We start from the raw sequence: 13,731 nt of genomic DNA, 5'->3' as shown, positions 1-13,731 counted from the left end.
TGCACAACACCATTCTTTCTCCTGCGGCAAAGAAGGTTTTTTCGTGCCTTTCGTGTTTTTCGTGGACAAAAATGGGCTTCGTAAGTTAACGCATTAAATTGAGATCAGGCGGCTGGCGTGATCGGCAGTTTTTGCATTGTCACCGGTGCAAAGGCGTGATTCAACGGTCCGTGGCCGTGGCCGGTGCTTACATCGGCTCCCTGCATAATCGCCTGATATACATAGCTGCGTGCCAGTTGCACGGCTTCGTTCAGATCGTGTCCCAAGGCCAGATAACAGGCGATGGCGGACGACAACGTGCAACCGGTGCCGTGCGTATTGGGGCTGTCGATGCGCTTGCTTGCCATGTGCAATAGCGGCTGCCCCGATTGCAGCAAGATATCCACCACTTCGTCGCCGCGCAGGTGGCCGCCTTTCAACAATACCGCTGGCGCTCCCAATTGCATCAAATCGTGCGCGGCGGCAGCCAGCTGCGCCTCGACTTCCAGCGCCCGTCCCAGCAACAGCGCGGCTTCATCCAGATTGGGCGTGACTACGGTCACCAGAGGAAACAATTCCGCCACCAGCACGGCAATGGTTTCCTGGACAATCAAGCGGTCGCCGCTGCTGGCAACCATCACGGGATCAAGCACAACCAGCGGCCAGCGATAACGTTCGATCGCTTGCGCCACGACTCTGACTACTTTCGGATCGTGCAGCATGCCGATCTTGACCGCATCGACGCCGATATCGCTCACCACCGCGTCGATTTGCTGCGCCAGCATTTCGGCCGGCACTGCGTGAATCGCAATCACCCCGCAAGTATTTTGCGCGGTGAGGGCGGTAATGGCGGTCATCCCAAAACACCCCAGCGCCGAAAATGTCTTCAGGTCAGCCTGGATGCCGGCGCCACCGCCGCTGTCCGAGCCGGCAATGCTCAGAACGCGTGGATATTGAAACGGCAGCGGATGCACGATGCGTTGGTCGGAGCTGGATTGTTGGGTCACTTCGGTAATCCTCAGTAGGTAATGCGAGATGGCAAACTTTAATCAGCCATGCACGGTTAGTTTCAGGCGCGACAGGAAGCTTGCGCGGTCGAGCAGCTGCAAGCCATCGAGCAGTTTGATTTGCAGCGAACCCACGCCGCCGTGCGCCTGGACCACTTGCTCTGCGGCCCATTCGCCCACCACGCCGAGATACGCCATGGCAGCCGCAGTGGCGCGCCAGGGGTCGGGCTGGACTGCCGCAAAAGCGCCGACCATTGCGGTGGCAGAGCATCCGACGCCGGTTATTTTGGTCATCCACACGTGACCGTTGGACAAAGTCAGCCAGCGGCCCTGATGGTCCACCACATGATCGTCGGCACCCGAGACGCACGCCACGCCGCGCATCGATGCGGCCAGATTGCGCGCCGCCGTTAGCGCCGCGTCCGAAGAGGCCGAACTATCGACGCCTCTGGTGGCGGCCGATAAACCGGCCACGCTCATGATTTCAGACGCATTGCCGCGAATCACCGTCAAGCTGCCTGCCGCCATCAATTCTTGCAGCGCGCGATTCCGATAAGCGGTGGCGCCCGCTCCCACCGGGTCCAGCACCACCGGGATGCCGCGTGCATTGGCTTTCTGTTGCGCCAGCAGCATCGACCTGATCCAGGCCTGCTCGAGCGTGCCGATATTCAACACCAGCGCGTGCGCAATACCGGCCATCTCGGCCACTTCTTCATGCGCATGCGCCATCACCGGCGACGCGCCCAGCGCCAGCAGGACATTGGCGTTGTAGTTCATCACCACAAAATTGGTAATGCTGTGCACCAGCGGCGCGTTGGCGCGCACTGCTTCGACGTCGGCCCACAGATTTTCTGCCGTAAGGGTTGACGTGGTGGATGTGGTTGATATGGTCGGTGCGCTCATGTCAGGTCTCTCAAGGCAGGATGAAGGTTTTTCCTTAGGTCTTCTGCGCGCATTGCCGCAGCCGGAGAAAAAAGATTATCGCATTGCGCCCGCAAATCAGAAAGTTGTCGGAAGGTTGTCCGAATGCATGTCAAGCTGCCTGCAATTTTGCGGCTTACAATCTGGCGTATTAAAAAACTCAGGCTGAATAGGCTAAATATTATGCTGTACGACAATACATTGCTGTTGCAGATTGCCGCCGACCTGGTCGAACAGGGCTGGTCGCAACAAGACGCTTTTCTGCCGCCAGAACTGGCGCTGGAACTGGCCAGCGAATGCCGCGCGCGTGCGGCGCAAGGGGATTTGACGCCGGCCGGAATCGGTCATGGCGCTGCGCTGGCGGTTCGGGAAGGCATCCGCGGCGACCGGATTCAGTGGCTGGAGGTCGGACAGTCGAACGCCTGCGACCACTATTTGCAGATCATGGAAGCGGTGCGCGTGGAGCTCAATCGGACTCTGTATCTGGGGCTGGAGGATTACGAATGTCACTTCGCCCTGTATCCGCCCGGCGCTTTCTATCAGAAGCATCTGGACCGTTTTCACAATGATGATCGCCGCACGGTATCGGTGATCGTCTACCTCAACGATGCGTGGTTGCCGGAACAGGGCGGCGTCTTGCGTTTGTATCCGGAGCAACAATCCGAGCGGGGCGCGCAAAATTCGCAGGATATCGCGCCGCTGGCGAATCGCCTGGCGCTATTTTTATCCGCCGACATGCCGCACGAAGTGCTGCCCGCGACCCGCGAACGATTGTCGCTTACCGGCTGGTTCAAACGGCGCGCGTAGAAACAAGTTCGTCCGCTAAAATTCACGTTATGCCAACATCAATGTTTTGCTGGAGTATATTTTAATTTAACAATAAATATATGCTGACAATGCTATAAAAATAGTGATACTCCATATTTTTATGAATCGCATTTTATTGTAAAATGTTTCGAGCCTTTCGTGTTCTTCGTGTCTTTCGCGGACAATCCAGACATTAATTTGGTGTATGCTAGCTCGCATGAATAATGAAACCGACATCCAGCTCAGCGGGCCATTCGACGTCACCGATACGGCCGGCCAAACGCGGAAAATCAAAGCGATCCGCATCTTCGATGAAGGCTACGGAATTATCGACGTCTATGTGGATTTTGCCTCGTCGATAGCAGGCCAGCGCCTGTATCAAGATACTGTATTGATCGGACAAGTTCTGGCGCGGCTCCGGCTGCTCGGATATGTCGGGCCGGACTTCGGCCATGGCGATCTTGGCTTGCAAGACGACAAGCTGATCGTGCTGGAAGCGCCGGAAGAGTTCAATGTATTTGCCGCCAGCAAGGGCTGGAAAAATCTTGCCGAAGAATTTCCTGATGACTTTGCCAACGAAGGTTCCAGCGAATTTTCCGAAAATCATCAGGCCGATTCTTCCGCCGGCAGCAGCCAGACCGACTCCGCCTCCAAAATCCAACTGGACGCGCTGATGCGCAAGTTCAAAGCGTAATGACCGGCTTGCCGCTTGAATTTGAGCAAGAGGATGCGCAGGATCACAACGCTCCCACCCAAGAGCCGCGACTGTGGCGCGACAATGGCTGGACGGCGCGCGTCATCAAAAACCAGGACGACGAAGGCTGGGCCGTCGAGATGATCCGGGACGACGAGTCTGAACCGGCCTTGGTCGGCCCCTGGACCATGGGCCGCAACAAGAAAGATCCGAAGCCGCTGGACTCCGCCGCCTTCCGCACCCTGATCAAGACCGCCTCCGAAGTCTTGCGCAGGCACGAGCAACAGTTGCATGCGATGCTGCACAAAAGCGTCGCGGTGACGGTGCGCTCGGCACTGATAACCGTCACGCTGGACATCATTCCGGACGAGGATAATCCTTACGCGCTGCTCTCCGCGCGCGACGAAGACCAGACCCAAATCGCCCAGGTGCAGGTCGCGCCGGACTTCAATCTGAACCGCACCAGCGCCGCAGCATGGGCCGAGGGCGATTTCCGCCGGCCAAGATGACGGGCACCGCAGTTCCAATTCAATAAATTCAACTGGCATCCCTGATAGCTTGCCAAGCGACAAATTCCGCACGCTTGCGCCGGTAACGCACCACGTATGCCTTCACGCAAGCCATTGAACGCGTCCGTGAGCAGCTGGCGCGTCCACTATTTTCTTAGCGCATTGAGTCTGCTGTTCTTTGTCATGCTTGCGCTCTGGCGCGACAAAAAAATCGCACAGTGCGTTATCATTATTAAGCGCCTAGGTCGGGCGTTAAAAAGCTAAAGAAACGTGGTCTGCCCCCCAAGTTACGCCAACAATACGCAAATAATACTCAAGGAGCGTTTCAATGAAGCCACTCACCGCAATTGCGCTTGCTGTCTGCGCAACCCTCGCAGGCTGCGCCTCTTCCGGCGGCATGCAGTCCGCCTCCCAGCCCGCAAGAACCGAAAGTTGCAAAGCCACCTCGGAGCAGGAAATCGCAGCGTTGTTTGACCGCTGGAATCAATCCTTGCTCACGGGCGATGCGCACCAGGTCGCAGCCAACTATGCCGAACGTTCCATTCTGTTACCTACCATTTCCAACCAGCCACGCCTGACCCCCGAGGAAAAAGAGGATTACTTTCATCATTTCCTGGAAAATCGTCCCTCCGGCAAAATAGACCTGCGCAGCGTGGAAATTGGCTGCAACACCGCAGTTGATGCGGGCCTCTACACGTTCACCTTCGCCAAGAGCGGCGCAGTGGTCAGCGGCCGCTATACCTATACCTATCGCTGGGACGGCTCAAAATGGCTGATCACCAGCCACCACTCTTCCGCCATGCCGGAGTCTAAGTAAAGGCCGTAAACCGCACACCGTAGCGCCGTATGCAGCTCCGGAGTGCGGCCATGTTTAATGTCGCGAATAAATATACTGTCAGTGGTATTTTTTTAAGATGCAATGAATATATGCGTAAAATATTGCCTTTAACAATATACCCCATCACATAGTTGATGCAGCAGGGCTGCGCAGAGGCGTAAAAAAGCTGCAAAAAATGCCATCCAATCTGTGCTGGAAACAGCATTGTGCGGCTACCGCGTATGCCGCAAAAATTCACCCATCATGCGCTGGTCAACCTTGATGTTGTCGCTGACATAGCCTTGCATCTTTCCTACGCTGGCACCTGCGGGTTGTCGATTTTGCCCAGCCACCAGGTGAGCAGGTTCATCAGGCTCAACGTGGCTCCGGCAATGGCAACGCCGGTCCACTGCGCATATTGATAAGCGCTGGCCGAAATCAGCGAACCCAGAGCGCCGCCGATAAAATAACTGGTCATATACCCGGCGGTAAGACGGCTGCGCGCCTCCGGCATCAGGCGATAAATCATGGCCTGATTCGTGACGTGAATTGCCTGAACCGCCAGATCGAGCACGATAATTCCAAGCACCAAGGCGGCAATAGAATATTGGCCGAGCCAGATCGGCAGCCAGGAAACCAGCAGTAACAGCAGGCTGACCGAGGTGGTCTGACGGGATTTCCCCTTGTCCGCCAACTGTCCGGCGCGGGTAGCGGCCAGCGCTCCGGCAGCGCCGGCCAGCCCGAACAGGCCGATCGCCGCCTCCGAATAACCATGCGGCGGCGCGGCCAGCAGAAACGCCATCGATGTCCACAGCACGCTGAAATTGGCGAACGACAGCGCGCCCAGCAGCGCGCGGGTGCGCAACGCCGCGTTGCGGCTAAACAGAGAGAAAATCGACGCCAGCAGCTGCGGATAGTTAAGCCCGCTGGCTTCCTTGTAACGGGGCAGTGCGCGCCACAAGATGAGCGCCATGATCACCATCAGGCCGCTGGCGACCCAATAAATCGTGCGCCAGCCGCCGACGGAGGCCAGCGCGCCAGCCACGGTGCGCGCCAGCAAAATGCCGAGCAACAGCCCGCTCATGATGGTTCCCACCACCTTGCCGCGTTGCTGCGGCGCGGCCAGCGTGGCCGCCAGCGGCACCAGAATTTGCGCCACGACGGAGAACAGCCCGGTCAGCGCGGTGCCGGCGATCATCCCGGCCACGCTGGAAGACATGGCCGTAATCAGCATGCCGCCGGCGGACAGCAGCGTCATCAAAACGATGAGGCCGCGCCGCTCGAACATATCGCCCAGCGGCACGATGAACATCAGGCCAAGGGCATAGCCGAGCTGGGCCGCGGTAACGATAAAACCGGCCTGATTGACCGACAGCGCAAACGCGCCGGCGATGGTTTCGAGCAGCGGCTGCGCGTAATAATTGCTGGCAACGGCAAGGCCGGTGGCAACCGACATCAGGACGATCAACGGCTGGCTCAATACGGGATTTTCTGTGTTTTGATGCATTATGCAAATTCTTAAGCTGGCAAAGGACGCAATATTGCCCTTCCTGGCGCATTACTCCAATGATTGATTTTCATGCGATTAATTAATTTCGCATCGATTCAATCCACGAATACATTGCATTGCATCGATGATTCCCGGCTTGCTCATGCCAATTGCGCAATCCGCACCGCTTCGTCCACGCTCAACGCGCTGAAGGATGGCACCGCCAGATCGGTGGGAACGGCCCGTTGCAGCAAGTCGTATACCGGGCTTTTCAGGCGGGCCAGCAGCAGCCGCTTGTTCTGGCTGGTGACAAAGCGATAAAAATCATGCAGTGCCTCCAGGCTGGTGCTGTCCAGATCGGGCGATTCTTCCAGGCTCAGGATGACGCTGTGCACCGCCGGATCTGCGGCGGCGATGGTGCGCTGCGCCTGCTGCATTACGCGTTCGACATTGGCGAAGAACAGCGGCTCGTCGGGGCGCAGGATGAGGATGCCGTCGACCGGTTTGGCTTCTGGATACAGCGTCAAATTCACGAAATCATGCCCTTGCCCGAGCCGTCCCAGCACCGTGATGGTCGATTCTGAAAAACGCTGCAACAGCAACATCAGACTGAGGCCGACGGCGGCCAGCAGGCCATCCAGCACGCCCAGCAACAGTACGCCGATCACGGCCGCGATGATCACCAGCCGATCGCGCCGCCACGCCAGATAAGGCCGGAAGATGGCCGGGTTCAGGGTATGGCTGACCGCATGAATCACGATCGCCGCCAGCACAGGTTCCGGCAGCAGGGCGATGCTGGGCAGGATCGTCAGCACGATGGCAAGCACCACCAATGCGGCGATCCAGCCCGCCAGCCGCGATCTGGCGCCGGCCGCTTCATTGGCCGCGGTGGCGGAATAACCGGCGCCAACCGGCATGCCGTGGAACAGGCCCGACAACAGGTTGGATGCGCCTAACGCCAGCAAGTCCCGGTTCGGCGATACGGTGTCGCCATGCTTGATGGCGAAGCCGCGAATTGAGCCGTATGACTCGGCGTACAGAATCATCACCATCGCGAAGCCGAGTTCGCCCAGCCGCACCCACTCGCTGCGCGACAACAGCGGCAGCGTCGGGGTCGCCAGTTCCAGATGGATGGCGCCGACCAGGCCGACGCCATACTGCGGCAGGTCGAGCCATTTGCTGGCCGCAATGCCGAGCACGATCACGATCAGGCCGCCCGGCATATGTTTGAAACGGGCCAACAGAAACAGCAGCGCCAGCGCGCCCGAACCGACGGCGATGCCGACCAGATTCCAGTGCGCGATCTCGCCTACCAATCCCGACACGAATCTGAGCATGTCGCCGTTGGGCGGATGGACCCCAACCACGCTGGCGCATTGCTTGAGGATGATGATAATCGCCAGGCCGAAAGCAAAGCCGCGCAACACCGGCTTGGCGATGAAATCGGTGATATTGCCCATGCGCGCCAGCCCGGCCAGCAAGAAGAATAAGCCGGTGATCACCACCAGGCCAATCGCCAGCGCCATTCTGAAGCCGGCGTCGCCATTGGCGATCGATGCAGTCGCGGCCGCCAGCACGGCGGCCGATGAGGAAGTGGCGGAAACGATGGCAAAACGGCTGCTGCCGAACAGGCCATAACAGACCAGCCCTGCGAACAAGGCGATCACGCCGGTGTGCGGCGGCAGGTTGCCGATGCTGGCATAAGCCACCGCTTCGGGCAGCAGCAAACCGGCAATCGACAATCCGGCAATCAAATCCTGCCAGCGCGCCTGGCGGCCGGAAATCTGCGGGCTGGTTGGATTGTCCAACGCGCTGGCGCTCTGCTGTTTGGCGCCTGACATGACATGCTCCTGTGATTGAACTTCCCCCGAGTGAGGGGAATGCAAGTGTCAGTATAGGGGCGAGATTATCCGGTCGTGCTTCGAATCCTTGTTTTCCAGATTATTCCTTGGCTTCATGTTATTCCGCCTTGTGATGTGCTACGGCCATCAGTGCCTGAATGGTGATGTTTGGATCAAATCACTTCTTCGTTGTGATAAAGAAACTTGGTAAAATGCAAAGCAATTGCAGTAACGGGTTTCATAGAATATTTGGTACGGTACGAATGCCAGTACATCTCCTGAAAACTAAGCGGCAAGAGTGTTTCATGGGATTTCCCAAACAACGTTATCTGTCACAAGTCCGAATACGCGTCATTGTTGTTCGGACATATCTGCGCCTTTAACGTATTCGTTAGCCATCACTTAGCTCGGGGCGGCGGACGATGAGCCACAATAATCACAGCGTTATTTCCGGGAGTTAAACACATGGATGAAAAAACGTATTTTGAGTACGAGGATGTCAAGGTCACAAACGCTCGCTTCATCACTGGAGGCCAGACGTTCGCTATGAGCAACGTAACGTCAGTCAAGACTTCTGAGCAGAAACCGAAACGCTTTGGCGGGATTCTGGTATTGCTTGTAGGGCTTGGTATCGCGAACCAGTCATTAGTCGTCGGTATCGCTATTGTTGCTGCCGCAGCGTTCTATCTGTACAAGCAGAAGACGATGTACCACGTCATGCTCTCAACTGCTGGCGGCGAAACCAGTGCGCTAAAAACACACCAGCGTGAATACCTGGACAAGGTTGTTGGCGCGCTTAATCAAGCCATCGTATATCGAGGTTAGGCCGTAAACCGCACACCGGAGTGCAACCATATTCAATCTCGAGCATAAACATACTATCAATGGTATTTTTAAATATCCAATGAATGTATGCAGAAAATAGTGCTTTTAACGGCTCTATTCGCGTTAGACGTTGCTATAGAGTGAAGCAAAATATTCAACTTTGCTCGGGATTATTTACGCAGCAACGTCTAACGCGAATAGAGCCCTTTTAACGGCATACCCCATCAATTTTATTTATATGTGGTTTCGTGCCGAACCGTAAAAAACCACAAAAAAAGCCCTGCACAGCGATGCTGTGCAGGGCTTCTCACTTTCAAACTAACAACGCTTTACTGGTTGTTGGGAAAAGCGAACTGCGCGGTTTCGCGCACGCCGCCGGTGGGCCAGCGCTGGGTTACTGTTTTGCGGCGGGTGAAGAAGTTGACGCTGTCGGGGCCGTACATGCCGTTGTCGCCGAAGGCGGAACGCTTCCAGCCGCAGAAGCTGTGATACGCCACCGGCACCGGCAACGGCACGTTGATGCCGACCATGCCGACTTTGATGTTGTCGCTGAAGTAGCGCGCCGCTTCGCCGTCGCGGGTGAAGATGCAGGTGCCGTTGCCGTATTCGTGGTCGTCGATCAGCTGCATCGCTTCTTCCATCGAGCCCACGCGCACTACGCACAATACCGGCCCGAAAATTTCTTCCTTATAGGACTTCATGTCCGGCTTGACGTGGTCAAGCAGGGTGGCGCCGACGAAGTAGCCGTTTTCATGGCCGGGCACCGACAGTCCGCGGCCATCGACTGCGACGGTCGCGCCCTGCTGTTCGGCGCTGTCGATGTAGCCCAGCACTTTGTCGCGGTGCTGGCGCGTGATCAGCGGCCCCATGTCGTTGTTGTTGTCGGTGCCGGGGCCGACTTTGAGTGTGGCCAGCCGCTCTTTGAGCTTGGACACCAGCGCGTCGGCTGCTTCGTCGCCCACTGCAACCGCAACCGAGATCGCCATGCAGCGCTCGCCGCAGGAGCCGAACGCCGCGCCCATCAGCGCGGTTACTGCATTGTCGATATCGGCGTCCGGCATGACGATCGCGTGGTTCTTGGCGCCGCCCAGCGCCTTGACGCGCTTGCCGTTGGCGCAACCGGTGGCGTAGATGTATTCGGCAATCGCGGTCGAGCCGACGAAGCCGATGGCCTGGATGCGCGGGTCGGTCAGCAGCGTGTCGACCGCTTCCTTGTCGCCGTTGACGACATTCAGTACGCCGTCGGGCAGGCCGGCTTCCTTGGCCAGTTGGGCGATCAGCAGCATGCAGCTGGGATCGCGTTCGGACGGTTTCAGCACCATGGTGTTGCCGCAGGCAATCGCGGGAATGGCGATCCACAACGGCACCATGGCCGGGAAGTTGAACGGAGTGATGCCGGCTACCACGCCCAGCGCCTGGCGCTCGGACCAGGAATCGATGGCCGGGCCGACGTTTTTGCTGTGCTCGCCTTTGAGCAGATCGGGCACGCCGCACATGTATTCGACTACTTCGATGCCGCGCTGCAGTTCGCCGGCGGCGTCGTTGAGCACTTTGCCGTGTTCGTCGGTGATCAGCGCGCAAATGTCAGCGACGTGCTGATCGAGCAATTGCTTGAGCTTGAACATGATTTGCGCGCGCTTGCCCGGCGGCGTATTGCGCCATGCCGGGAAGGCCGCTTGCGCGTTGGCGATCGCATGCTCCACGGTTGCTTTGGAAGCCAGCGCCACTTGCTTGGTGGATACGCCCGTTGCCGGGTTGAAAACATCCTGGGTGCGCCCAGTGTCGGCAACCAGTTCGCCGTTGATCCAGTGTCCGATGACAGTCATGTTGATTCCTTGTTTGGGTGATGAGTAGCGCAGGCACACAGGCCTGCACTATTTTAATATCGCATGTTATTCGACAGCCGGCACCGCATGCGCCACTTTGCCCAGCGTCTCGCCCATCAGGCGCAGCTCGTCCGGGGTCGAGATGAACGGCGGCCCGACTGCCACGGTATCGCCGCTGATGCGAAACAGCATGCCTTGGTTTATGCCTTCTTCCAGCACCCGCATGCCGCGCAGGCCGGGTTTGCCGGGGATCGGCTCCAGATCGATCGCGGCGGCCAGGCCGAAGTTGCGGATGTCCAGGATGCCGGCTTGCCCTTTCAATGCATGGAAAGATTCCTGCAATACCGGTTCCAGTGCGCGGGAACGGGCGATCAAGTCATCTTGCTCGATGATGTCGAGTACCGCATTGCCGACCGCTGCCGCCAGCGGATGGCCGGAATAGGTGTAGCCGTGGGAGAATTCGACCGCGTAGTCGGGGCCGTTCATGAAGGCCTGGAAAATCTGTTCGCGCGCGATCACGCCGCCCATCGGCACCACGCCGTTGGTGATCTGCTTGGCGAAGGTCAGCAAATCCGGCGTCACGCCGAGGCGCTGGCAACTGAAATTTGCGCCGAAACGGCCGAAACCGCCGATGACTTCATCGAAAATCAGCAAAATCCCGTGCTTGGTGCAAATTTCGCGCAGGCGGTTTAAATAGCCGACCGGCGGCACCAGCACGCCGGTCGAGCCGGCCACCGGCTCGACGATCACGGCGGCGATGTTGGAGGCGTCGTGCAGCGCCACCATGCGTTCGAGTTCATCGGCCAGATGCGCGCCCCATTGCGGCTGGCCCTGGCTGAATGCCATTTCTTTTAAATTGTGGGTGTGCGGCAGGTGATCGACGCCGTTCAGGGTCAGCGGCGAAAACATCTTGCGGTTGGAGCCGATGCCGCCGACCGAAATGCCGCCGAAGCCGACGCCGTGATAACCGCGTTCGCGGCCGATGAAGCGGGTACGGCCGGCTTCACCGCGGGTGCGATGGTAGGCCAGCGCAATTTTCATCGCGGTATCGACCGCTTCCGAGCCGGAGTTGGTGAAAAACACCCGGTTCAAGTCTTCCGGCGCCATCGCGGCGATGCGGTTGGCCAGCTTGTGCGCCCACGGATTGGCCAGCTGGAACGGCGGACTGTAATCCACGGTTTCCAGTTGTTGGCGCGCCGCTTCGGTAATGCGCGGGTCGCCATGCCCGAGCGCGGTAGTCCACAGCGCAGACAGGCAATCAAATACGCGGCGCCCGTCGGACAGCGTGAAATACGCTCCCTTGGCCTGCGTGATCATTTTTGGATGCTGCTGGAAATAACGATTGGATGTGAACGGCATCCAGTAATGGTCCATCGCGACGTCGGTCATCGTTGGCGGGAAATCAGGGCTGCGCATGTGGGTGTCTCCAGTGAATGGCTGTGCTGCTACTGTATGTCAGTCCGTAGCAATTATATATATACAGTTGGTGCGATTGCCTCTATAACTGTACCTATCCGATGCTGGATACAATTCATTATTTCTGGAGCACGTTTGGAGTACAACCGCAGCATGTTCACCCTCGACCGCACTGCAGATACGCCGCTGTTTCATCAATTGAGCAATGCGCTGCGGCGCGAGATAGACTGCGGCCAACTGAGCATCGGCAGCCGCGTGCCGTCGGTGCGGCTGATGGCGAAACAGTGCGGCGTCAGCCTGATCACGGTGGTCAATGCCTACAACCGGCTGGTGGCCGAAGGTTATTTGCAGCCGCGCCGCGCCAGCGGCTATTACGTCAGCCAGCCCTCGCGCAGCCTGCCGCTGCCGGCCGTCAATCCTTCAATGGCCGGGGTCGCAGTGGATTCGGAATGGCTGGTCAGCCACGTGTTTGCCGATGCGTCCTCGCTGTTGATGCCGGGTTGCGGCTGGCTGCCGGAAGACTGGCTGGAAGGCGAACAGATTCGCCATGCGCTCACCACCCTGGCGCGCAAAAGCGCCGGTTCAATGGTGCGTTACGGCAATCCTTACGGTTATCAGCCGCTGCGCAAGGCCTTGCAAATGGCATTGCATGCACGCGCAATCGAGGTCGATGCCGAGCAGATCATCCTGACCCAAGGCGCCAGCCAGGCGCTCAATCTGTGCGCGCGGCTGTTCCTGAAGCCGGGCGATACGGTATTTGTCGATGATCCGATGTATGCGAACCTGATCGCGATGCTGCGTACCGGAGGCTACCGTGTGGTCGGCGTGCCGCGCACCGTGAGCGGGCCGGATGCGGCGCAACTCGAGCTGCTGGCCGCCAGCCACCGGCCGCGCGCTTTCTTCACCAATACCAGCCTGCACAATCCGACCGGCACTTGCACCAGCATCTCCACCGCGCACCGGATTCTGCGCGCTGCGGAAAACTTCGATTTCCAGATCGTCGAGGACGATATCTTCGCCGATCTGCAGCCGGAGCGCGGCATCTCGCTGGCGGCGCTCGATCAACTCAATCGGGTCACCTATATCGGCAGCTTGTCGAAATCGATCTCGCCCAGCCTGCGGGTCGGCTTCATCGCCTGCAACCGCGATCTGGCCCATGAATTCGCGCAGAAAAAGATGCTGGAAGGCTTGACCAGTTGCGAAATCAGCGAAAAACTGGCATCCATCATCCTGACCGAAGGCCGCCACCGGCTTTCGATCGAGCGCCTGCGCGGCCGCTGCGAGCAAGCGCAGCGCGCGGTCGCAACAGGGCTGGAAAATTGCGGCCTGCAACTGTTTCACCGGCCGAGCGCCGGGATGTTCCTGTGGGCGCGCTTTGCCGGCGCCATCGACACCGCGCAAGTGGCGCAGCAAGCGGCGCAAGAAGCGCTATTGCTGGCGCCCGGCAAACTGTTCGAAACCGCCGACCAGTCCAGCCCCTGGCTGCGCTTCAACGTCGCCCATAGCGATCATGCGCAGGTGTACCGTTTTCTGGAGCGGATCGCAGCCGGCGCCTAGACTAAAACGCGGGCAATAAAAAAACGGACAGCGAAAAGCTGTC

The 13,731-nt window shown here is 58.5% G+C and carries 12 protein-coding genes; 6 read left to right on the top strand and 6 right to left on the bottom strand.

Annotated elements, in window-relative coordinates; translation table 11 throughout:
* Positions 1-104: 104 nt before the first annotated feature.
* Both thiD and thiM read right to left on the bottom strand, forming a co-directional pair.
* Positions 105-986 (bottom strand): bifunctional hydroxymethylpyrimidine kinase/phosphomethylpyrimidine kinase, encoded by an 882-nt coding sequence (thiD, locus tag FKCLFG_RS16065; RefSeq protein WP_472614068.1) that lies wholly within the window; start codon positions 984-986, stop codon positions 105-107.
* A 42-nt stretch (positions 987-1,028) separates the two neighbouring features.
* Positions 1,029-1,889, bottom strand: coding sequence for a hydroxyethylthiazole kinase (thiM, locus tag FKCLFG_RS16060; RefSeq protein WP_472614067.1), 861 nt, complete (start codon positions 1,887-1,889; stop codon positions 1,029-1,031).
* 201 nt (positions 1,890-2,090) lie between these two features.
* Between thiM and FKCLFG_RS16055 the strand changes: the two genes are divergently transcribed.
* The 4 genes from FKCLFG_RS16055 to FKCLFG_RS16040 all read left to right on the top strand — a co-directional run bounded on the left by FKCLFG_RS16055 (position 2,091) and on the right by FKCLFG_RS16040 (position 4,734).
* Positions 2,091-2,714 carry a 2OG-Fe(II) oxygenase gene (locus FKCLFG_RS16055; protein ID WP_472614066.1) on the top strand — a complete coding sequence of 208 codons (624 nt, stop codon included), beginning with the start codon at positions 2,091-2,093 and terminating at the stop codon, positions 2,712-2,714.
* 217 nt (positions 2,715-2,931) lie between these two features.
* Positions 2,932-3,408 carry a hypothetical protein gene (locus tag FKCLFG_RS16050; RefSeq protein WP_472614065.1) on the top strand — a complete coding sequence of 159 codons (477 nt, stop codon included), beginning with the start codon at positions 2,932-2,934 and terminating at the stop codon, positions 3,406-3,408.
* Positions 3,408-3,917: a hypothetical protein gene (locus FKCLFG_RS16045; protein ID WP_472614064.1), complete on the top strand. Its 510-nt coding sequence runs from the start codon at positions 3,408-3,410 to the stop codon at positions 3,915-3,917. Before FKCLFG_RS16050 ends, FKCLFG_RS16045 begins: the two co-directional genes overlap by 1 nt.
* A gap of 328 nt (positions 3,918-4,245) precedes the next feature.
* Entirely contained in the window at positions 4,246-4,734 is a 489-nt protein-coding gene (locus FKCLFG_RS16040; RefSeq protein WP_472614063.1) for an SgcJ/EcaC family oxidoreductase, read from the top strand.
* A 313-nt stretch (positions 4,735-5,047) separates the two neighbouring features.
* On the opposite strand, the gene FKCLFG_RS16035 is transcribed toward FKCLFG_RS16040, so the two are convergent.
* Positions 5,048-6,241 (bottom strand): MFS transporter, encoded by a 1,194-nt coding sequence (locus tag FKCLFG_RS16035; RefSeq protein WP_472614062.1) that lies wholly within the window; start codon positions 6,239-6,241, stop codon positions 5,048-5,050.
* Positions 6,242-6,384: 143 nt separating this feature from the next.
* The gene (locus FKCLFG_RS16030; protein ID WP_472614061.1) at positions 6,385-8,064 is read right to left on the bottom strand and encodes a SulP family inorganic anion transporter; all 1,680 of its coding nucleotides are present in this window, start codon (positions 8,062-8,064) and stop codon (positions 6,385-6,387) included.
* A gap of 465 nt (positions 8,065-8,529) precedes the next feature.
* On the opposite strand from FKCLFG_RS16030, the gene FKCLFG_RS16025 reads away from it, so the two are divergent.
* Complete coding sequence (locus FKCLFG_RS16025) at positions 8,530-8,889, top strand: DUF6232 family protein (protein ID WP_472614060.1); 360 nt, start codon at positions 8,530-8,532, stop codon at positions 8,887-8,889.
* Positions 8,890-9,218: 329 nt separating this feature from the next.
* On the opposite strand, the gene FKCLFG_RS16020 is transcribed toward FKCLFG_RS16025, so the two are convergent.
* Positions 9,219-10,715: a CoA-acylating methylmalonate-semialdehyde dehydrogenase gene (locus FKCLFG_RS16020; protein ID WP_472614059.1), complete on the bottom strand. Its 1,497-nt coding sequence runs from the start codon at positions 10,713-10,715 to the stop codon at positions 9,219-9,221.
* 66 nt (positions 10,716-10,781) lie between these two features.
* A complete protein-coding gene (gene aptA / locus FKCLFG_RS16015) occupies positions 10,782-12,131 on the bottom strand; it encodes an omega-aminotransferase AptA (protein ID WP_472614058.1) in 1,350 nt (449 codons plus the stop codon).
* A 135-nt stretch (positions 12,132-12,266) separates the two neighbouring features.
* Here aptA and FKCLFG_RS16010 point away from each other — a divergent pair, with 135 nt between their 5' ends.
* On the top strand, positions 12,267-13,688 hold the full coding sequence (locus FKCLFG_RS16010) for an aminotransferase-like domain-containing protein (RefSeq protein WP_472614057.1): 1,422 nt from the start codon (positions 12,267-12,269) through the stop codon (positions 13,686-13,688).
* The last annotated feature ends 43 nt before the right edge of the window (positions 13,689-13,731 follow it).

Source organism: Gelidimonas denitrificans (genome assembly GCF_055694065.1).
The sequence above is the reverse complement of the archived record's forward strand: the minus strand, read 5'-3'. Positions and strand labels throughout refer to the sequence as shown.